Origin of the sequence: Methylobacterium sp. 1973 (genome assembly GCF_040545035.1) — a bacterium.
Lineage (GTDB): Bacteria > Pseudomonadota > Alphaproteobacteria > Rhizobiales > Beijerinckiaceae > Methylobacterium > Methylobacterium fujisawaense.
This window is the reverse complement of record NZ_JBEPLA010000005.1, coordinates 82596-103017: the sequence shown is the minus strand read 5'-3', so window position 1 is coordinate 103017 and position 20422 is coordinate 82596. Positions and strand designations below refer to the sequence as shown.

The window sequence follows — 20422 nt, the reverse complement described above, 5'->3', positions numbered from 1 at the left end:
ACCCCGCCCTGTGGCGAAGATGCGACGTCCGGGCCGCTCCCATGGGGGAGCGGCCAGGGGCGCGGCGTCTCACTCGTCGTCGTACACGCCGCTCGACATGTGGGCTGCGCCGGCGACCAGGATCTCGCGCTTGCCGGCATGGTTGGCCGGGCCGACGATCCCCTCGATCTCCATCCGCTCCATGATCGAGGCGGCGCGGTTGTAGCCGATCTGCAGACGGCGCTGGATGTAGCTCGTCGACGCCTTCTGGTCGCGCAGCACCACCTCGATCGCCTGCTTGTAGAGGTCGTCCGACTCGCCGCCGGTCGCCGCCGCGAAGGCGCCGATGTCGAAGACGGGGGCCTCCTCCTCGGGCTCGTCGCCGCGCTCGGCCTTGTCGGCCGCGGCGGCCTTGCCCCGGCCGGACCGGCCGCCCTCCTTGGCGGGCTCCTCGGGCGAATCGTCGGCCGTGACGGCGTCGAGGTAGCTGGGACGGCCCTGGCGCTTGAGATGCGCCACGACGGTCTCGACCTCGCTGTCCGAGCAGAACGGCCCGTGCACCCGGGTCGTGCGCCCGCCGCCGGCCATGAACAGCATGTCGCCCTGGCCCAGAAGCTGCTCGGCGCCCATCTCGCCCAGGATCGTGCGCGAGTCGATCTTGCTCGTCACCTGGAAGCTGATCCGGGTCGGGAAGTTCGCCTTGATCGTCCCGGTGATCACGTCCACCGAAGGCCGCTGCGTCGCCATGATCAGGTGGATGCCCGCCGCCCGCGCCATCTGCGCCAGACGCTGGATCGCCCCCTCGATGTCCTTGCCGGCCACCATCATCAGGTCGGCCATCTCGTCGACCACGATCACGATGTACGGCAGCGGCGCCAGGTCCATCGCCTCCTCTTCGAACACGGCCTCGCCGGTGTGGCGGTCGAAGCCTGTCTGGATCGTGCGCGTGATGGTCTCGCCCTTGTCGCGGGCCTCCTTCATGCGGGCGTTGTAGCCGTCGATGTTGCGCACCGCGATCTTGGCCATCTTCTTGTAGCGCTCCTCCATCTCGCGCACGGCCCATTTGAGGGCGATCACCGCCTTCTTGGGGTCGATGACGACCGGAGAGAGCAGGTGCGGGATGCCGTCGTAGACCGACAGCTCCAGCATCTTCGGATCGACCATGATCAGCCGGCACTCCTCCGGCTTCAGCCGGTAGAGCAGCGACAGGATCATGGTGTTGATCGCCACCGACTTGCCCGAGCCGGTGGTGCCGGCCACCAGCAGGTGCGGCATGCGCGCGAGGTCGGCGATGATCGGCTCGCCGCCGATGTTCTTGCCCAGGCACAGGGCCAGCTTGTGCTTGCTCTCGGCGAAGTCGGCCGACGAGAGGAGCTCCCGCAGGTAGACGGTCTCGCGGGTCTCGTTCGGCAGCTCGATGCCGATGACGTTCCGGCCGGGCACCACCGCGACGCGGGCCGAGACCGCCGACATCGACCGGGCGATGTCGTCCGACAGGCCGATCACGCGGCTGGACTTGGTGCCCGGTGCCGGCTCCAGCTCGTAGAGGGTGACGACCGGGCCCGGCCGCACCGCCAGGATGTCGCCGCGCACGCCGAAATCCTGGACCGTCTGCTGCAGGTTGAGGGCGTTCTGCTCCAGCACGTCGGCATCGACCTCCTCGCTGCCGCCCGGCGCCGGCAGGGCGAGCAGTTCGAGGGACGGCAGCTCGTAATCGGCGTTCTCGATCGGCGCGATCTCGAGATGGCGGCCGGCCGGGATCAGGTGGGCGCGGGGCGCTACGAGCGGGACCGCAACCGGCGCGGGGGCCGGCAGGGCGGCGACCGGCTCGGACGGCTCGTCCGCGACGGGCTCGGCCTCGCTCTCAACCTCGGCTTCGACCGGCTCGGGCTGCGGCGCCAGCTTGCCCCGGAGCAGGACCGGGCGCGGGGTCATCGGGATCACCACGCGCTCGGCTTCGGCGCGCGCGGCGGCCGGCGCGGCCGCAACCGGGGCCACAACCGGGGCCGGGACGGCTTCGGGCTGGGCCGGGGGCGCCGGCGGGAGGGTGCTCGGCTGGCCGGCCGCGCGGATCGCCGCCCGGGCCGCCATGGCGCTGAGCGCCGGGACCCGGCGCGGAGCCTCGGAGACCGGCGCGGTCGGAGGCTCGGCCGCGGCGCTGCCGGGACCGAAGACCAGCGACAGGCCGGAGGCCGAGGTCGCGGCGGGGGGCAGGAAGGCGCTCCGGATCGCGGCGGCCTCCTCGGTCCGCGGGCCGGAATCCGTGCCGTTATCCTGCCCGTCGGCGGGGCGCGGCGGCTGGTCGAACCGCACGAGCCGGTCGAGCACGTAGACCGGCCGCGGCGGCAGCGAGCGCAGGTGCGAGATGTCGAGGGGCATCGAGACGAAGCGCTCGTCGGACGCCGCCGGCGCGGCGACGGCCTCCGGGGCCGGGGGCGCCTCGGCGGACTGCGCCTCCAGGGCCGACCAGGCCTCGACGGACGACCAGTCGCCGCCGTCGAACCAGGGCTGGACCTCGGACCAGTCGGGCAGGTCGGACCAGTCGCGGGCCGGGGCCTCGGCGACGGTTTCGACGCTCTCAGCGACGAAAGGCGCCGCCGCGACGGGGGCGATCACCGCCGTGGACGCGGCCAGCTCGACGGCGGGCCGGACCGGGCGGCGATCCGGCGTGCGGAAGAAGCGGACGCCCGGCGGGGCGACGAAGGGCTGGCGCCACAGGGGCACCGGCTCCGCGTCCGGCGCGGCGGCTTCGGGCGGGACCGGCATGACGGCGACGCGCTCCGCCGCCTCGGCGGCGGTCTGCTCGTGCGCGATGCGCTCCCGCTCGGCCTCCTCGCGGGCGGCCCGCTCGGTCTCCAGGGCGAGGGCGGCCGCCTGCGCCTCGGCGCGGGCGCGCTCCAGGGCGACGCGCTCGGCCTCCAGGGCGCGTTGGCGGCGCTCCTGCAGGACCGAATCGGGGGTGCGGGTGTAGCGCACGGCCGAGGGGGCGGCGGCCTGGACCGGCGCGGCGACCGGCGCACCGGCCGGCACGCCCTCGGGGGCGATGGCGGCGGGGCGGCGCGGCTGGCGCACCAGCACGCCCGGCGAGGACGCGCTGCGGTCGATCCGGCTCTCGAAGGCCGGCGCATCCAGGGCGTCGAGGCTCGCCCGGTCGTCGAAGACCTGCTCCGGCCAGTGCGCTTCGGGCGCGGCCGCGCGCGGGGCGCGCTCGGCGGCCTCGCGGCCGACCATCGCGCCCGGCGGCGTGAGCCAGCTCGGCTCCGCCCGGCGCCCGGGGGCACCGTAGGACGGGCGGGCGGGGAGTCCGGCCGGGGAGCCGGACAGGCGGCGGGTGAGGCTCGCGCGGAGCGCCATCAGCCGGTGCGCCAGGGCTCCCAGAGAGAGGCCCGAGCGGTCGCCGCCGCGGACGGGGCGGGCGGGGTCACGGTGGGAGTACGGAGGCCGTCCCGATGCGCGCATGGGTTCTCAGACGATACTCGAAACAGGGATCCGCCGACGCGCGGCGGCTGTTCCTGAGTTAGGCCATTCGTCGTTAATGGAGGCTTGCCACGGGCCGCGCTGCGGAAACCATGCCGGGAACAGAGCGGTTCGTGCGCCGTGCAGCCAACCCGCCGCGGGCGCCGACCGCGTCCGATCGCCCGTGCCGGGCCGCATGCCATATGATACCCGCAGCCATTCCTCATCCGGACAGGTGCCCGTGTCTCCAGCCACCTCCGAATCGCCGGCGCGCTTCCGCTCCCTCTACCGCCACGGCTTCGCCCGGGTTGCGGCCTGCACAGGCCGGAGCCACCCGGCCGAGCCCGAGCGCAACGCCGACGCGATCCTCGACCTCGCCCGGAGGTGCCACGATTCGGGGGCCGCGCTGGCGGTCTTCACCGAACTCGGCCTCTCGGCCTACGCGATCGAGGACCTGCTGCTCCAGCAGACCCTGCTGGACGCGGTCGAGGCCGCCGCCGCCCGGGTGATCGCCGAATCGGCCAATCTCCGGCCGCTGCTGCTGGTCGGCGCGCCGCTCCGCTGGCGCCACCGCGTCTACAATACCGCGCTCGCCATCCAGGGCGGCCGCCTGCTCGGCGTCGTGCCGAAGACCTTCCTGCCGAACTACCGGGAGTTCTACGAGAAGCGCCACTTCGCCTCCGGCGCCGGGATCACCGCCGAGACCATCCGGGTCGCCGGCCGCGAGGCGCCGTTCGGCACCGACCTGCTGTTCCCGGCCGAGGACCTGCCGGGCCTCGTGGTCGGGGTGGAGATCTGCGAGGATCTGTGGGTTCCGGAGCCCCCGGGCATGCGCGCGGCCCTCGCCGGCGCCACGGTGCTGGCCAACCTCTCGGGCAGCCCGATCACCGTCGGCCGGGCCGAGTCGCGGGCGCTCCTCTCGCGGGCGGCCGCGATGCGCGGCGCCTGCGCGTATGTCTATGCCGCCGCCGGCCAGGGCGAATCGACCACCGACCTGTCCTGGGACGGCCAGACCAGCATCGACGAGCTGGGCGTGCGGCTGGCCGAGGGCGAGCGCTTCCCCGCGGGCCCGGTGACGACGCTCGCCGACATCGACCTCGACCTGATCGCCCAGGAGCGCCTCCAGGCCGGCAGCTTCGACGACGACGCCCGGCGCCATACCCTGCCCTATCGCCGGGTCCCGTTCCGGCTCGACCCGCCGGAGGCCGATCTTGGGCTGATCCGGCGGATCGAGCGCTTTCCCTTCGTGCCCGCCGACCCGACGCGCCTCGCCCAGGATTGCTACGAGGCCTACAACATCCAGGTCGCCGGCCTCGCCCAGCGCCTGGAGGCCACCGGCACCCGCCGGGCCGTGATCGGCGTCTCGGGCGGCCTCGATTCGACCCACGCGCTCATCGTGATCGCCAAGGCCTTCGACCGCCTCGGTTATCCGCGCTCGGACATCCTGGCCTACACGCTGCCGGGCTTCGCCACCTCGAACGCCACCAAGACCAATGCCCACGCCCTCATGAAGGCCCTGGGCTGCACGGCCGCCGAGATCGATATCCGCCCGGCCGCCCGGCAGATGCTCGCCGACATGAACCACCCCTTCACCAGGGGCGAGGCGGTCTACGACGTGACCTTCGAGAACGTGCAGGCGGGCCTGCGCACCGATTACCTGTTCCGGCTGGCCAACCAGGCGGGCGGCATCGTGGTCGGCACCGGCGACCTCTCGGAGCTGGCGCTCGGCTGGTGCACCTACGGCGTCGGCGACCAGATGAGCCACTACGCGGTCAATGCCGGCGTGCCGAAGACCCTGATCCAGCACCTGATCCGCTGGGTGATCGGCCACGGCGAGGTCGGGCCGGACGAGGCGCGCACCCTCCAGGCGGTCCTCGACACCGAGATCTCCCCCGAGCTGGTGCCGGTGGACCAGGATGACAGCCCGCAGAGCACGGAGGCCACGATCGGCCCCTATGCGCTGCAGGACTTCAACCTGTTCTACACGCTGCGCTACGGGTTCCGACCCTCGAAGATCGCCTTCCTGGCGCTCCACGCCTGGGGCGACAGGGACAGCGGCTTCTGGGCGCCGGACTTCCCCGAGGCCAAGCGGGTCGCCTACGACCTGCCCGAGATCCGCCGCTGGCTCGGCGTGTTCCTCACCCGCTTTTTCGGCTTCAGCCAGTTCAAGCGCTCGGCGCTCCCCAACGGGCCGAAGGTCTCGGCCGGCGGCTCCCTCTCGCCCCGGGGCGACTGGCGCGCGCCCTCCGACGGGTCGGCGCGCATCTGGATCGCGGAGTTGAACCGAAACGTCCCCGAAACTTGACCGACACAAACTCGACCGATTGTGCCATTATGAGCACGGTCAAGCCGATTCTTCGCAATGCAAAATACCGTATTGGGAAAATTTGGCTTTGAGGGCGGCCAGGCGGAGGACTTCGGATGCGAAGCTACAACCTGTTCCAGCTCAAGAGCGTCGAGGGTCTCTGCTGCGCGGTGCCTGAGGCCAGCACCGTCCCGCCTTTCATCGGCGCCGGCCGCTGGACCTTCGGCGGAAAGCTCTGCGACGGCAGCCGGCAACCCCTCGACTTCGACGACCGAGCCGCCGACACCGCCGTGCGCTTCAACGGATTCTACCTGTTCCAGACGGTGGACCGGCGCTTCATCGCGTGAGCGGGGGCATCGGGAAGGACTGAGCGCGCCCATGCGGCGCGCGGGCCGAGCCGCCGGCCGGCGTTCCGCAACGCAGCACGAAGAACGCCGTCCGCCCGGCGGCGCCAGCCGCGCCGGCTTGAAACCGGATCGCCCCGCGCGCCGAGCCGGGACCTGGCGATGGGACCCGGCGATGGGACCCCCGTCGGCAGGGATCCCGCCGCGAGGCGGGCCCCGACTCTGCGATCGCAACGAAGATTCCTTAAGGGCTGGCGTGCAGGACTGGCGGCATCGTCAGCTTCGGAGCCGGCCGCATGTCGGAGCATCGCAGAGAGGCGCGCCAGAGGGTCTTCCTCAAGGGCCGCATCGTCTTCAACAACGGCTCGTCGAGCTTCGATTGCCTCGTGCGCGACATGTCCTCCGCCGGTGCTCGGCTCGTCATGAGCGACGCCACCACGCTCCCGGAGGCCTTCGATCTCTACATTCCGCAGAAGGATCGGACCTACCGGGCCATCCTGCGCTGGCGCCGGGAGGACGGCATCGGCGTGACCTTCGAGCAGCCGGCCAGCGCCGCGCCCGCGGCGCCCGTTGCGGCCGCGACGGACGCCTCCGTGACCCTGCTGCTGAAGCGCGTCAGCGAACTCGAGACCGAGAACGCCGCCCTGCGCCGCCTGCTCGCCAGCATGGCCCAGTCGGCCGATCCGGCGAGCGCGGCCTGATCCTCAGCCCTGCCCCTCCAGGGCCGCGCGGATGCGTGCGGCATGCTCGGCCAGGACCGCGTTGTCGGCCATCCCGCCCTCGTGGCGCTTGAGCGGCACGCCCTCACGCCGCGGGATGATGTGGACGTGCAGGTGAAAGACGGTCTGGCCGCCGGCCGGCTCGTTGAACTGGAAGAGGGTCAGCCCCTCGGCCTGGAACGCCGCCTTCACGGCGCGGGCGACCTTCTGGACGCGCGCCATCAGGACGCCGAGCGACTCCGGATCGGCATCGAGCAGGCCCCGCGCCGGCGCCTTCGGGATCACCAGGGTGTGGCCTTCCCCCTGGGGCATCACGTCCATGAAGGCCAGCGTATGGTCGTCCTCGTAGACGCGGTGGCAGGGGATCTCGCCCCGCAGGATCTTGGCGAAGATGTTGTCGGGATCGTAGGGGGCGTCGGCCATGCTGCCTCCGGGTCTCCGTGAGCGGTCGTCGAGCGGTTGCAGGTTGCACGGGCGACCCACCCGCGTCCACACGGGAACAAGCGGCCTGCCGCAACGCTTGCCTCGCCGCGGCCGCAGCGCCGTGCCGGGCTCCGTCGGTCCGGCTTCCAACGAGGCGCGCAGGTCGGCACGCGGCGCGCGCAAGGAGTTCCGGATGGCGCACGAGAGCACGGGGGCGATCTACGCGGCCGCGGGGGCCAATCTCGCCATCGCGGCGGCGAAGTTCGTGGGCGGTGCGCTGACCGGCTCGACGGCGATGCTCGCCGAGGGCGTGCACTCGGTGGTCGACACGGCCAATCAGGTGCTGCTGCTCGTCGGCATGAAGCGGGCCGGGCGCCCGGCCGATGCCCGCCACCCGTTCGGCTACGGGCGCGAGATCTACTTCTACGCCTTCGTGGTGGCGCTGATGATCTTCCTCGGCGGCGGCCTCTTCGCGATCTACGAGGGGATCGAGCGGATCCGCCATCCCGAGCCGGACGTCGATGCCGAGCTGTTCGGCTATCGGCTGCCGGGCCTCTGGGTGAATGTCGGGATCCTCGGCTTCGCCATCGCGGCGGAGGGCACCTCCTTCTTCGTGGCGATGCGCCAGTTCTGGGCCGAGAAGGGCCAGCATTCGGCCGTGCGGGCGATCCGGCGCAGCAAGGATCCGACCCTGTTCACGGTGCTCGCCGAGGACACCGCCGCCCTGATCGGCCTCGTCATCGCGCTCGCGGGCGTGGCCCTGTCGCATATCCTGGAGATGCCAAGCCTCGATGGCTGGGCATCGGTGGGCATCGGCCTCGTGCTCGTCGGCATGGCGGTGTTCCTCATGGTCGAGACCCACGGCCTTCTGATCGGCGAGGCGGCCGATCCCGAGATCGTCGCGGCGATCACGGAGCTGGCCCGGGCCGAGCCGGGCGTGCTCCACATCAACGAGGTGCTGACCCAGCACCTCGGCCCCTCCGACATCCTGGTCAATCTCAGCATCGACATGGCCGACGACCTCAGCGCCGGGGATGTCGAGAGCCTCGTCACCCGTCTCGACCGGGCGCTGAAGGCGCGCAGCCCCGACGTGACCCGGGTGTTCATCGAGATCCAGCACCACGGCGACCACACGGTGCGGCGGGCGGCCTGAACGGGACTCGCTGGGCCCCCGGCCCGCAGGTCTCGCATCTGAAGCGGCGGAGCCGGATCGCGGCGTCGATCCCGCGTCCTCACGCGGGGACACGTCAGACGGCGGCCGGTCGAGCATCCGGGCGAGGAGGGTCGGCCCCTCGCCGGGACGGCCCTGAGAACGTGCGGTGCCCCCGATCTCGTGGCGGAGATCGCCGCGCTTGCGACCACCCACGTCATCGCCCGCGGGGCGCTGCGTCCCTTGTGCCCTCTCGGGCGAGGGTCAGTATCGCCCGGCTCGTCCCGATGACGGCCTGTTCCACGTTTGCGCGGCTGCCCCCTTCGAGGGACGCGGCGTCTGCGAGACAGACCTGAGTTCGGCCATCTTCTGCATCGCGACGAGAGCGGCGTCGCGACATTGGCTCAGTCTTTCGGAACGGCAATTCTATCGTTCGGCCGTCCGCCAGGGCCGGTGACTGAAGCGGCCGGCAGAAAATGACGATGCGATACCCCCCGGATGACTGGGGCGCCCTAGATCATTCTCTGCGTGACCTCATGAGATACGGACAATGATCAAGCGAACGATGCTCGCACTCGCCCTTGCCCTCGGCGCAAGCGCGCCCGTCACCGCCATGGCCGATCAGCCGGGGCCGGACTGGATGCCGGTGGAACAGGTCAAAGCCAAGCTTCTGTCGTCGGGCTACACGTCGATCACGAAAATCGAGGCCGACGATGGGCATTGGGACGGCGAAGGGATCAAAAACGGACAGAAAATGAAGTTCGAGCTAGATCCCAAGACGGGGGAAATCCTTGGCGAGGCCCCCCATTAGGGAGGCCGAGGGCGGACCATGCGTTGCGGGTGTGCCGCCGGATCGTCGGTCGTTCGTGCTTCGACCTGACGCGTTTTCGGCTTGCCGGGCTCAACGCCGATGAAGGTCTCGTCTGAAGGTCTCGTCCGCCTCCACGTGGCCAGTGCCGCCAGCCGGCGCGTCCATCGGGACGGGCGCGCCGTTCAGTCGCTCCGGCCGACCTGACGGAGGCTGAGCGCCCAGAGCCGTTCCTGCACGGCCTCGTCGCGGCTCTCGGCCGAGGAGACCTTCGGCTGCCCGTGCGAGAAGTAGCGGCCGGTGACGCCGTCGAGGTCAGGGGCGCTGGCCACGCGGAGGGAGGTCCGTGCGCCCTTCTCGGGCGTGATCAGGAACGGCCGCATCAGGGCCCAGGCCGCGCCGAACAGGCCGCCGGTGTTCTTGGCGAAGCCGGTGTTGACCACCCCCGGATGGAGGGCGTTCACCGTGATGCCGCTGTCGCGCAGCCGGCGGGCCAGGGCATAGGTGAACAGCACGTTGCCGAGCTTGGCCTGGGTATACGCTCCCATCGCCCGGTAGCGCCGGGCGCCCTCGATGTCGTCGAAGTCGATATGCCCCCGGTAATGGGCCGCCGAGGCGACGTTGACGATCCGCGGCCTTCCGCCGGCCGCCGCCGCTTGCCTCAGGGGATCGAGGAGTTCGAGGGTCAGGAGCACGTAGCCCAGATGGTCGAGCGCCCAGGTGCGCTCGATGCCGTCGGCGGTCAGCGTGCGCCGGTCGAAGATCGCGCCGGCATTGTTCACCAGCACGTCGAGGCGTGGATAGGCGGCCCGCAGGGTCTCGGCGAGCCGGCGGATCTCGGCCTGCGCGGACAGGTCCGCGCAGTGCGGCTCCACGGCGGAGCCGGGCACCGCGGCGCGCATCCGGTCGGCGCAGGCCTGCAGCTTCCCGGCGTCCCGGCCGACGATCGCGACCCGCGCGCCGAGGCGCGCGAGCCCGAGGGCCGTCTCGTAGCCGATGCCGCCGGTCGCCCCGGTGACGAGGCAGACCGTGCCGCGCACGGCGCCGGCCTCAGAAGACCGCCTGACCGACCGCGAAGGCGATGACCACGATCACGATGGCGATGACCAGGAACAGCCCGAACAGGATGCGGGCCAGCGAGCCGGCTCCCGAGGCGATTCCGGTGAAGCCGAGACCGCCGGCGATCAGCGAGATCACGAAGCAGATGAGGGCCCATTTCAGAAGGGTCATGACGTCACTCCGGCTGCGGCCCGGCGCGGGGCCTGTCGCTTCTGCCTCAACCGACGCCAAGCGAGACCGTTCCGCGGATTCCGGCCCGCGCCGCTTATAGTCTTACGTGAGGTCAACCGGTCTTCGCCACGGGCTGCGCCGGCACGTCGGCGCGCTCCAGCATGATCTCCGCCAGGGTGTGGTAGAGCCCGCCCCGGCAGACCGCCTTGGAGGCGGCGTCGGCCAGGAGGGCCGCGACCATCAGCGGAATCACCATCGCGTGGTTCTGGGTCATCTCGGTGACGATGACGAAGCTGGTGATCGGCGCCTGCAGCACGCCGGTCAGGTAGGCCACCATCCCGATCAGCACCACGGCGCCCACGGGCATGTCCGGCAGGAGGCCGTGGACCGTGCCGCCGAGGCCGGCGCCGACCGCCAGGGACGGCGCGAACAGGCCGCCGGGGATGCCGCTGATCGAGCTCAGCACGGTGGCGCCGAATTTCAGGGGCGCGTAGGTCCAGCCGGCCGCCGCATCCCCGTGGAGGATGGCCCGGGCCTCCTCGTAGCCGGTCCCGTAGGCCGCGCCCCCGGAGGCGAGGCCGCAGAGGGCGACGCACAGCCCGCAGACCGCGGCGAACACGACGGGCCGCCGCCGGATCAGCCGCCCGGCCGCCCCGGGCAGGCCGCGGGCGAACAGGATCACGACGCGGCTGAACAGCCCGCCCGCGAGGCCGCCGACCACGGCGACGAGCGGCACGATCCAGGCCGCCGCCAGCGGCAGGGCGGCATCGGTCGTCCCGAAATAGGTGTAATTGCCCAGAAGCCCGAGGGAGGTCAGGCCCGCCGCGACGATCCCGGCGACGATCAGGCCCGAGGAGCGCGCCTCGTAGGCGCGGCCCAGTTCCTCTATGCCGAACACGATGCCGGCCAGCGGCGTGTTGAAGGCCGCCGCGACGCCGGCCGCGCCGCCCGCGAGCAGCAGCCCGGGCAGGCGCTCGGGGGTCAGGCGTCCGAAGGCCGCCATGATCGCCGCGCCCACCTGCACGGTGGGCCCCTCGCGGCCCGCCGAGGCGCCGCAGAGCAGGCCCAGGAACAGGACCAGCACCTTGCCCACCGCCACCCGCGGCGAGATCAGGGAGAAGCGGAAGCGCGCGTCCCGGGCATGCCGGGCGGCGATCACCTGCGGGATGCCCGACCCTTGCGAATTCGGGAAGACCGTGCGGGCCAGGAGCGCCGCGAGGGCGAAGCCCGCCGGCGTCAGCACCAGGGCGATCAGCGGCGAGGGCGCGGTGAGGCGCCGGAACCCGTCCTGCGCGAGGTCGGCGCCCTTGGCCATCAGCACGGCGGCGAGGCCCACGCCGATGCCGCCGACCAGGAAGAGCAGGCGCCCGCGCCAGAGGGGAAAGGCCTCCATCGAGGCCGACCGCAGGCGCATGATCGAGCGGCGGTAGCGCGAGCGTTGCGGCGGCGGGGCATCCCTGGTGTCCCCAACGTCGTCCCGCATCTCGACCATGAAAGAGCACCTCGTCCGCGCAGCCGGAGCGGACGCTATAGCGCAACGGTCGAGGAAAGACCCGTTTCAAGGGAGGCCGGCACGCGCGTGCCGGCCCCACCGCTCACCAGCGGTAATGCCACGCGGCCCGACGCCAGCCCCCATGATGGTGCCAGCCCCAGGGGCGGTGCCAGCCGACCCGGCGCCAAGCCCAGGGACGGTGCCAGCCATAGACCACCGGCCGGGCGTAGTAGACCGGGCGGTAGGCGTAGGGCCGCCAGTTCGGCTTGCACCAGCCGGACCAGCCCCGGTGGAAGCCCGGGCCGCAGCCCTGGGCGGCGTCCGCCGTGCCGACCGTGGCGGTCAAGGTTCCGAGCGCGAGGAGTGCTGCGCCTGCAAGCTTCATTCGCATCGTCGTCCTCCTTTCAGTCGCAAGCTATAGCGATGATCCGGCCTCGGTCGGACCGAGATGTCACCGGATGATGTCCGGCCGTTTGCGAGGAGCCGGAAGTGCGCTCGAAACACCCGGAGCCGGGACAGCGTTTCTTCACAAACCTGTGTGCTGCTGAGACCCGGGATCCGGCCGAAGAAAGCGTTGCAATACGGTGGGGGACCGCACGGACCGGGCGCGCCGTCGCGCGATGATTGCGACGATGCTCCTGCGCCCGGAAAACGCCGGACGGGCGGCGCGCCCCCTCACCCCTCGGCCGCGCAGAGCGTCTCCACGGCCCGCACATAGGCCTTGGCGTCGAACTTCTTGAGCGAGTTCTCGCTCTGATACCGCACGGTGCCGAAGATCTTGCGCTTCTGCCAGGGCCGGTCGTGCAGGCCGTACACCCAGGCGACGTTGGTGAAGGAGTTCGGATCGCGCCCGTCGAGGAAGTAGCGGTTGTTCAGCCGCAGCGTCCGGGCGAAGCCTTCCTTCGGCGACGGGGACCATTCGAGGATCTTCTTGCCCCAGTACATCCGCAGCTGATTGTGCATGTAGCCGGTCTCGCGCATCTCGCGCATCGCGGCGTTCCAGTAGCGGTCGTGGGTCTCGCCGGCGGCGAGCTGCTTCTCCGAGTAGGCGTGCGGGCGCGCGTCCGTCGCGTGCTCGGCCAGGGTCTTGCGCGCCCAGCCCGGCACGGCCTTGTCGTAGTCGTCGTAGCCCTCCGTGTAGAAGACGTGGTTCATGGCGAGCTCGCGCCGGACGATCAGCTCCTCCAGATAGGCACCGCGGTCGTCGGAATCGCCGATCCCGGCCTCCCGGACCGCCAGGGCGATCTCGACCGGCGAGATCTGCCCGAAATGCAGGTACGGGCTCATGTGCGAGGCGGCCGCCGCCTCCGGCCTGTTGCGCCCCGCGCCGTAGCCGGCAAACCCATCCTTCAGGAACGCCTTCAGGCGCTTGCGGGCCTGCGTCTCGCCGCCGGTGAACCGCTTCACCGGCCCGACCTCCCGGTCGAGGCTCATCCCGGCGAGCACCGCCTCCGGATCGGAGACGTCGACCGCGCTCTTCAGCTTCAGGCGATCGGCCTTGTGCTTCACCGTGCGGGGCTTCAGCGCCGCGATGAACGGGTCCCACAGCCGGTTCAGCTTCGGCCGCAGCGTCCGGGCGGCGTATTCGTGCTTTCCCGAGGCCGTCTCGACCGGCACGACGACGTCGCCCTCGACCTGGACGATCCGCGTCGTCACCGCCTCGGCGATCTCCCGGTACCAGCCCTTCTGGATGGCGAGATAGCCGCGGTCGAGCACGAGGAGCGCCGCGTCCGCGGCGAGGTCGATGGCGATTTGCGCGGGCGAGACCTTGCGCATGACGAAGCCGATCCCGCGCTTCTCCAGGCCCGCCTTCGCATCCGCGAGACCCTGCAGCAGGAAGGCGTAGTGCCGGGCATTGGCTTCGGGAAAGCCGCTGGCGCCGTCGAGCAGGCCGAAGCAGGCGACTACCGGCAGGCCGAGGCGGTTCGCCTCCTCGATGGCGAGTTCGAGGGCCGGGTTGAACGTCGCCCGGTTGGCCTGCTGCAACAGGTACAGGACGTAGGCGCCGTCTCCGCGGGGCTCGACATCGTTGAGGATCCGGATCCGCTCACCCTGGATCGCCATGCTGACCTGCCCCTTGCTTGGCGCGCCGCGCCGGAAACTTGGCTGGAGAAGGTAGAGCGTTCGGGCAATTCGTCCGTCCGGACGGCGCGGATGAAAAGCCGCAGTCGAACCCTCGGGCCGGGCCCGGGTTCGATCCTGCAAAATCGCGATTCATCAGCGACTTGCGCAATGATCGATCGGATTCCGTGGACACAAAGCAGGTTTCGACCGGGCCGGCCGATCTGCGACATTTTCAACACAGGCCTGCGGCGATGCGTGCGCGGGCACACAAAGGACAGCCCTGCTGTCCTGAATGCCCTTGAATTTTCCGTCCAGGGGCGCAGATTGTGCAGCGCGGGAAGGCGATGGCGTCGCCCTCTCGCAGCCCTTCTTGGGCGTTTCCTCCCTAGACTTCGGGCCGCTCCTTCGGGAGTGGCCTTTTTTCTGTCCGGATGGTGGTCGGGCAGCCTCTGTCACCGAAGCGCGTGCGTCCCGCTGGATCCCGCCGGACCCGGCCGCCATGCTGGCGGTGAGCGCCGGGACAGGCGCCGGAGGACACGCCATGAGAATCGTCACCGCCCTGCCGGCGCTCGCCTGCCTGCTCGCCCTCGCGGGCCCTGCGACCGCGGAGCCGCCGCGGTTCCAGGTCGACCCGTCCTGGCCGAAGCCGCTGCCGAACGACTGGATCATGGGTCAGGCGGCCGGCGTCGCCGTCGACGCCCAGGATCATGTCTGGGTGGTCCAGCGGCCGCGGACGCTCACCGACGACGAGAAGGCGGCCAGCCTCGATCCGCCGCGCACGAAGTGCTGCAGGCCCGCCCCGCCGGTTCTGGAATTCGCCCAGGACGGGACGCTGCTGCGGAGCTGGGGCGGCCCCGGCACCGGCTACGACTGGCCGTCCAACGAGCACGGGATCCAGATCGACGGCCAGGGCTTCGTCTGGATCGCCGGCAACGGCGAGCAGGACGGCCAGCTCCTGAAATTCACCCCCGAGGGCAAGTTCGTCATGCAGATCGGCAAGTCCGGTCCGCAGACCGACAGCCAGGACACGACCCGCCTGGGCAAGCCCGCCAACGTCGATTTCGACATGGCGGCCAACGAGGTCTACGTCGCGGACGGCTACTTCAATCACCGCATCATCGTCTTCGACCGGGACACGGGCGCGTTCAAGCGGATGTGGGGCGCCTACGGCAAGCCGCCGACCGACGACAAGCTCGGCCCCTACGATCCGGCGGCGGCCCCGTCCCGGCAATTCGCCAACCCGGTCCATTGCGTGCGGATCGCCCGGGACGGCCTGGTCTATGTCTGCGACCGGACCAACGACCGCATCCAAGTCTTCAAAAAGGACGGGACCTTCGTGAAGGAGATCCTTGTCGAGAAGAACACCCGGGCCAACGGCTCGGTCTGGGAACTGGCCCTCTGGCCGGACGCCGACGAGACCTACCTGCTCAATGCCGACGGGGCCAACAACGAGGTGCGCACGCTCGCGCGGGATACGGGTGAGGTGGTCGGCGCCTTCGGCCGGAACGGGCGCATGGCGGGCCAGTTCCACTGGGTCCACAACCTCGCGATCGACTCGCAGGGCAACGTGTTCACCACCGAGGTCGACACGGGCAAGCGGGCGCAGAAGTTCCTGGCCCTGGGACAGTTCGTCCTGCGCAAGCGGACGCCGTAAGCGGCGGCGCCGGGATCCGCGGCGGCGCCCTCGGCCCTGTCCCGACGGCGCCGGCCGCGCCGGCGTGCCGTCGTTCCGGGCCGGGTGGAGGGAGCGGTCGAGACCGCCGGCCCCTCAGCGCGTCGCGCTGGTCCCCGCCCGTTGCGCCGCCAGCGCGGCGGCCTTGCCGGCCGCCGTATAGAGGTCGAGGCGGGCGTAGACGCCGAATTCCGAGCCGTCGTCGAGGAAGCCGCCGCCCGGTCCCTGCGTCTCGGTGAGGATGGCGTTGGCCTCGTCCAGCGTCAGCGCCGGGAAGGCCGCGGTAAGCAGGTGCCCGGCCTCCGGGGCGATCTTGGCGACATCCTCCTGCCGGCCGGCGGTCTCCGGGTGCACCACCGGCAGGCCGTAGGTCTGGGTCGCCGCGTAGAAGGCCGCGTTGGCGGCCGGGTCCTTGAAGCGGCCCGTATCCTTTGCGGCACAGGCCGCCACCGTATCGCCGCAGCCGGCCTTCAGCGCCTCGGCCATCGCCGCGCGGGCCTCGGCCAGGAGCGCCCGGTAATCGGTCACGCCCACCGTCCTGTCGGCCTCGGCGGTCGCCTGATCGAGGACGGCCGGATTCTTCCGGATCTGGCCGACATAGACCGGATCGTTGGCGAGCAGATGGGCCAGGGCGTGCAGCGAGGTCGCCCGGCCGCCCAGCACGTCCATGGCGTAATGCGCCCCGACGATGATCCGGTCGTTGCCGTACTCGGCGGCGCGGGCGACCATCTGCTGGTAGCGCTCGGGGACGAGGAGCGCGAGCACCATGGACTCGGTGTAGCCGTAGGTGGTGTGGCCGCTCGGATAGGACGGGCTGTTGACGAGATCCTGCGCGGGGCCGCGCAACCAGTCGAGGCTGTGGGACGGAGCGCCGAAGTAATCCTGGCCGCGATAGGCCCGCAGGCGCGGCAGGGTCTGGAACGGGCGCGAATTGCCGTAGCGGTCGGCGCCGGGGCTGCCGGCGGGCCGGTCATAGGCCTTGCCGAACACGTCGGTCACGGCGCCGTCCGCCAGGATCGCGGCAGCCGCGTCGGTGACCGGGGTCTTGCCGTTGGTGGTGGCGTTGGCGAAGAAGTATTTGCCGGAATTCGAATCCGACTTGGTGACGTTGTTGGTGTAGCCGATCAGGTTGGCCACCGCCGGCGCGATGCTCGTGAAGGTCTTGTAGTCGCTGTAGGTCGCCTTGGCCTGGTAGGCCTGCGCGAGGGTCGTGCCCAGACCGTCCGCGAGGCCGGCGGCGTTGCCGTCGGTGATGAAGCAGTCCCGCAGGGCGAGCTGCTGCTGCTCCGGGAACGGCAGGAGCGTCGGCTGCTTGAGGTCGCCGGTCTGGATGTCGCCGGTGACCTGCAGGTTCGCGTCGAGCGCCGCCTTGCCCGCGGGCGAGGCCTGCAACCGCGCCACCGGGACCAGCCCGCGCAGGGCCGTCAGGTTGGCGGCCGATTGTGCGACGGCCTGAAGGGGCAAGGCCGCCCCGAGCAGCGCCAATCCGACCCGCAGCGTCCCGAACATGCAGCCGTCTCCCTCGCCGAAGCCGTGCCGGACGCTAGAGCCGGCCGCCCTCGCGTTGCAATCGCGCGCGGCCCCGGCATCCCCATCTTTGACGGGCCCCCCGAGGCCGGAGCCGGATCCCCTGCGGCGGCGCGCGCTTCAGCCCCGCGCCCGGGCGCGGATCATGAAGTTGTCGTAGGTGTATTCCGCCACCTGGAACCAGAGGTACTCCTCGTTGCGGAAGGTGCGCATCGCCTCGTAGACGCGACGGAAATCGGCGTTCTTGGCGGCGATCTCGGCGTAGACGTCGTTGGCGTTCTTCAGGGCGGCTTCCATGACGTCCTGGGGGAAGGGCCTCAGCTGCGCACCCCCGGCCACCAGCCGGCGCAGGGCCTGCGGGTTGCGGGCGTCGTACTTGGCCTGCACGTCGGCGCCGACCTCGGCGGCGGCGGCCCGGAGGATCGCCTGGTAGGATTTCGGCAGCGCCTTCCACGCCTCGGCGTTGAACCAGAAGTGCAGCATGGCGCCGCCCTCCCAGAAGCCGGGATAGTGGTAGATCGGCGCGACCTTCTGCAGGCCGAGCCGCTCGTCGTCGTAGGGGCCGATCCACTCGGCGGCGTCGAGCTTCTTGCTCTCCAGCGCCGCGTAGATCTCGGGTCCCGGCACCGCCTGCGGCTGGACGCCGAACTTGGTCAGCACCTGGCCGCCCATGCCGCTGATCCGGAACTTGAGGCCCTGGAGGTCCGCGAGACTCTTGATCTCCCGGCGGAACCAGCCGCCCATCTGCGCGCCGGTATTGCCGCCCGGCAGGCAGACCAGCCCGGCCTTGGCGAAGATCTCGCCGAACAGCTCGGCCGCGCCCCCGGCCAGCCACCACGCGGCGGCGCCCCGGGCGTTCAGGCCGAACGGCACCGCGGTGGCCAGCGCGAAGGTCGGATCCTTGGCCATGCCGAGGGTCGCGGGCCCATGGCCCATCTCGACGGTGCCGGCGGCCACGGCGTCGAGCAGCCCGTCGGCCGGCACCGGCTCGCCGGGGCCCTGAACCTGGATCTGGAAGCGCCCGTCGGTGGCCTCGGCGACGATCCGGCTGAGCGCCTCGGGGGCGCCGTACAGGATGTCGAGCGTCTTGGCGTAGGCGGAGGACAGGCGCCAGCGCAATTCCGGGGCACTCTGGGCCCGGGCCGGGGCGGCGAGCGGCCCGGTGAGCGCCGCGGCCGCGCCGAGGCCGGCGGTCAGCACGCTCCGGCGCCGGGTCCCGGCCGAGGGGGATCGCGCGAGGTGAGGTTCGTCCAACGGCATCTCGTCCGAGCAGGTCCGGTCCGACCGGGGCCGGATCGGAGGTCGCAGGTAGCACGTCCGTGCCGGTACTCGAAAGCCGCGGGCGCCGGGGCGGTTCCGTCGCGCCTCGAAACCGGCCTCCGCCCGTGCTAGGCGCCGGGGATGCGAACCGAGCCCGCCGTCACCCTGCACACCGTCTGCGGCCTTGAGGAGCTGGCCGGCCACGGCGCCCGCGGCGTCAGCCACGTCCTGTCGCTGCTCGATCCCGGAACGCCGGAGCCCGAGGCCTTCACCGCCTACGGCGCCCATGCCCGCACGACCCTCCGGTTCCACGATTGCCTCGCCCCGGGCGAAGGCCTCACCCCGCCGGAGCCCGAGCATGTCGGGGCGATCCTCGATTTCGGGCGGCACCTCGACGGCGCCGGCCATCTCCTGGTCCATTGCCATTACGGCCTGTCGCGCTCCACCGCGGCGCTGCTGATGTTGTTCGCGCAGGCCGAGCCCGCCACCCCCGCCGCCGCTCTGGTCGAGCGTCTCCACGCCCTGCGCGAGCCCGCTTGGCCGAATGCGCGCATGATCGGCTTCGCCGACACGATGCTGAATCGGGAGGGACAGCTCAGCGCGGCGGTGCGGCGGCTGCACGCTCTGCAACTGCAGGTCCGCCCGCATCTCGCCGAGCTGCTGCGCGGTCTCGGCCGCGGCGCCGAGGTCGAGGCCGCGCAGGCGCTGTGAGCGGCGGGGCTCTCACTTCCCGGCCGGCGTGAAGCTCCCGTCCTTCCAGACATAGAGCACATAGCCCTGCGCGGTGACGTCGCCCTTGGCGTCGAAGCCGACCGTGCCGAGCACGAGATCGAACCGCTCCGTATGCAACGCCTGCGCGATGGGACGCGCCTCGGTTGAATGGGCGAAGTTGCCGGCCGCAACCAGGGCCTGCATCGCCGCATACCCGTAGATCGTCGAGCCGGTGGGATCGACGCCCTCGGCCTTGAAGGCCTTCACGACGGCCGCGGCGGCGGGCTGCCGGCTCGGGTCGAGGTAGAAGGTCATCAGCACGCCGTTGCTCGCCGATCCGGCGGTCTTGGCGAAATCCGGCGTGGCGATGGCCGAGGTGCCGAACCATTGCGGCCGGTAGCCCCGGTCCGCGGCGATCTTCACCAAGCGGCCCATCTCGGCGGCGTCGCCGCCATAATAGACGACCTCGATCCCCGCGCTCTTGAGGCGGTCGGCCAGGGCGGAATCGTCGGCGTCGCTGGGCGAGAACGACAGGAACAGCGACTCGTTCACGCCGATGCGGTTGAGATTGTCCTTCGTGGCGGCGGCGAGGCTGCGGGCGGCGGGCGTCTGGTCCTGGATGAGAGCGATCTTCCGGTCGCGGAACCGCTCGGCCAGAACGGCGGCGGACAGGCGGGCCTGATCGTCGTCGCGCCCGCACACCCGGAAGATCGTCGGCAGCCCCCTGTCGGTGAGCCGCGCCGCCACCGAGGCCGCGGAGATCATCACCACGCCGTTCTGGGCGTAGATGTCGGAGGCGGCGATCGAGGCGTTCGAGCAGACATGGCCGACCACGAGCCGGACGTTGCCGCGCACGAAATGGTTGGCCACCGCCGTGGCGGTGTTGGAATCGCAGGCATCGTCCTGCACGTCGAGGGTGACGGGCTGGCCGTCGAGTCCCCCCATGGCGTTGGCGTCCCGGGCCGCAGCCTCGACCCCCCGCAGCACCTGCTCGCCGACCGCCACGTAGGGCCCCGACCGCGGGACGGCCACGCCGATCACCACGTCGGCCGCCGCAGGAGTGGCCGGCAGGAACGCGAGACACAGGCTCAGGGCGATCAGTGCGGGCCGGAGCGGCCCGTGGGCGGGGACGAAACGTCCGATCTTCATCGGGCTCTTCTGGGCATCCTTGCGCGGCGGGTCAGCGCGACGGCGGATGCGGCTCCGTAGCCCCGATCCCGCCCCGCACCCTGTGCCCATACGCGAGGACGCGGAGAAACGCGATTTTTTTCCGCCGCTGTCC

The 20422-nt window shown here is 71.3% G+C and carries 17 protein-coding genes; 7 read left to right on the top strand and 10 right to left on the bottom strand.

Annotated elements, in window-relative coordinates:
• Nucleotides 1-69: 69 nt before the first annotated feature.
• Complete coding sequence (locus ABIC70_RS11745) at nt 70-3333, bottom strand: DNA translocase FtsK (RefSeq protein ID WP_354439768.1); 3264 nt, start codon at nt 3331-3333, stop codon at nt 70-72.
• A gap of 343 nt (nt 3334-3676) precedes the next feature.
• On the opposite strand from ABIC70_RS11745, the gene ABIC70_RS11740 reads away from it, so the two are divergent.
• The 3 genes from ABIC70_RS11740 to ABIC70_RS11730 all read left to right on the top strand — a co-directional run bounded on the left by ABIC70_RS11740 (nt 3677) and on the right by ABIC70_RS11730 (nt 6785).
• Nucleotides 3677-5740, top strand: a complete 2064-nt coding sequence (locus ABIC70_RS11740) for an NAD(+) synthase (RefSeq protein ID WP_354439767.1) — start codon at nt 3677-3679, stop codon at nt 5738-5740.
• 116 nt (nt 5741-5856) lie between these two features.
• Nucleotides 5857-6087: a hypothetical protein gene (locus ABIC70_RS11735; protein ID WP_043351157.1), complete on the top strand. Its 231-nt coding sequence runs from the start codon at nt 5857-5859 to the stop codon at nt 6085-6087.
• Between the two features lie 293 nt (nt 6088-6380).
• Entirely contained in the window at nt 6381-6785 is a 405-nt protein-coding gene (locus ABIC70_RS11730) for a PilZ domain-containing protein (RefSeq protein WP_043351152.1), read from the top strand.
• Nucleotides 6786-6788: 3 nt separating this feature from the next.
• On the opposite strand, the gene ABIC70_RS11725 is transcribed toward ABIC70_RS11730, so the two are convergent.
• A complete protein-coding gene (locus ABIC70_RS11725; RefSeq protein ID WP_043387800.1) occupies nt 6789-7226 on the bottom strand; it encodes an HIT family protein in 438 nt (145 codons plus the stop codon).
• Between the two features lie 193 nt (nt 7227-7419).
• On the opposite strand from ABIC70_RS11725, the gene ABIC70_RS11720 reads away from it, so the two are divergent.
• On the top strand, nt 7420-8379 hold the full coding sequence (locus tag ABIC70_RS11720; RefSeq protein ID WP_043351145.1) for a cation diffusion facilitator family transporter: 960 nt from the start codon (nt 7420-7422) through the stop codon (nt 8377-8379).
• A 547-nt stretch (nt 8380-8926) separates the two neighbouring features.
• On the top strand, nt 8927-9187 hold the full coding sequence (locus ABIC70_RS11715; protein WP_078947335.1) for a PepSY domain-containing protein: 261 nt from the start codon (nt 8927-8929) through the stop codon (nt 9185-9187).
• Between the two features lie 182 nt (nt 9188-9369).
• Here ABIC70_RS11715 and ABIC70_RS11710 read toward each other — a convergent pair whose 3' ends face one another.
• The 5 genes from ABIC70_RS11710 to ABIC70_RS11690 form a co-directional block, all read right to left on the bottom strand.
• Complete coding sequence (locus ABIC70_RS11710; protein WP_354439766.1) at nt 9370-10224, bottom strand: SDR family oxidoreductase; 855 nt, start codon at nt 10222-10224, stop codon at nt 9370-9372.
• Between the two features lie 10 nt (nt 10225-10234).
• Nucleotides 10235-10414 carry a DUF1328 domain-containing protein gene (locus ABIC70_RS11705; RefSeq protein WP_043351142.1) on the bottom strand — a complete coding sequence of 60 codons (180 nt, stop codon included), beginning with the start codon at nt 10412-10414 and terminating at the stop codon, nt 10235-10237.
• A gap of 112 nt (nt 10415-10526) precedes the next feature.
• Nucleotides 10527-11906, bottom strand: coding sequence for a chloride channel protein (locus tag ABIC70_RS11700; protein ID WP_052083668.1), 1380 nt, complete (start codon nt 11904-11906; stop codon nt 10527-10529).
• Nucleotides 11907-12009: 103 nt separating this feature from the next.
• Nucleotides 12010-12297, bottom strand: a complete 288-nt coding sequence (locus tag ABIC70_RS11695; RefSeq protein WP_043351140.1) for a GCG_CRPN prefix-to-repeats domain-containing protein — start codon at nt 12295-12297, stop codon at nt 12010-12012.
• Between the two features lie 284 nt (nt 12298-12581).
• Complete coding sequence (locus ABIC70_RS11690) at nt 12582-13970, bottom strand: deoxyribodipyrimidine photo-lyase (RefSeq protein WP_354439765.1); 1389 nt, start codon at nt 13968-13970, stop codon at nt 12582-12584.
• A 541-nt stretch (nt 13971-14511) separates the two neighbouring features.
• Here ABIC70_RS11690 and ABIC70_RS11685 point away from each other — a divergent pair.
• Complete coding sequence (locus tag ABIC70_RS11685; RefSeq protein ID WP_075380821.1) at nt 14512-15624, top strand: NHL repeat-containing protein; 1113 nt, start codon at nt 14512-14514, stop codon at nt 15622-15624.
• A gap of 114 nt (nt 15625-15738) precedes the next feature.
• Here the strand turns inward: ABIC70_RS11685 and ABIC70_RS11680 are convergent, their stop codons facing one another.
• Complete coding sequence (locus ABIC70_RS11680; protein WP_043351132.1) at nt 15739-17151, bottom strand: phosphatase PAP2 family protein; 1413 nt, start codon at nt 17149-17151, stop codon at nt 15739-15741.
• 138 nt (nt 17152-17289) lie between these two features.
• Nucleotides 17290-18423 carry a TRAP transporter substrate-binding protein gene (locus ABIC70_RS11675; RefSeq protein ID WP_236952723.1) on the bottom strand — a complete coding sequence of 378 codons (1134 nt, stop codon included), beginning with the start codon at nt 18421-18423 and terminating at the stop codon, nt 17290-17292.
• A gap of 147 nt (nt 18424-18570) precedes the next feature.
• Here ABIC70_RS11675 and ABIC70_RS11670 point away from each other — a divergent pair, with 147 nt between their 5' ends.
• Nucleotides 18571-19140, top strand: coding sequence for a tyrosine phosphatase family protein (locus tag ABIC70_RS11670; protein ID WP_043387791.1), 570 nt, complete (start codon nt 18571-18573; stop codon nt 19138-19140).
• A 12-nt stretch (nt 19141-19152) separates the two neighbouring features.
• Here ABIC70_RS11670 and ABIC70_RS11665 read toward each other — a convergent pair whose 3' ends face one another.
• Nucleotides 19153-20289: a branched-chain amino acid ABC transporter substrate-binding protein gene (locus tag ABIC70_RS11665; RefSeq protein ID WP_182592810.1), complete on the bottom strand. Its 1137-nt coding sequence runs from the start codon at nt 20287-20289 to the stop codon at nt 19153-19155.
• Between the last annotated feature and the right edge of the window lie 133 nt (nt 20290-20422).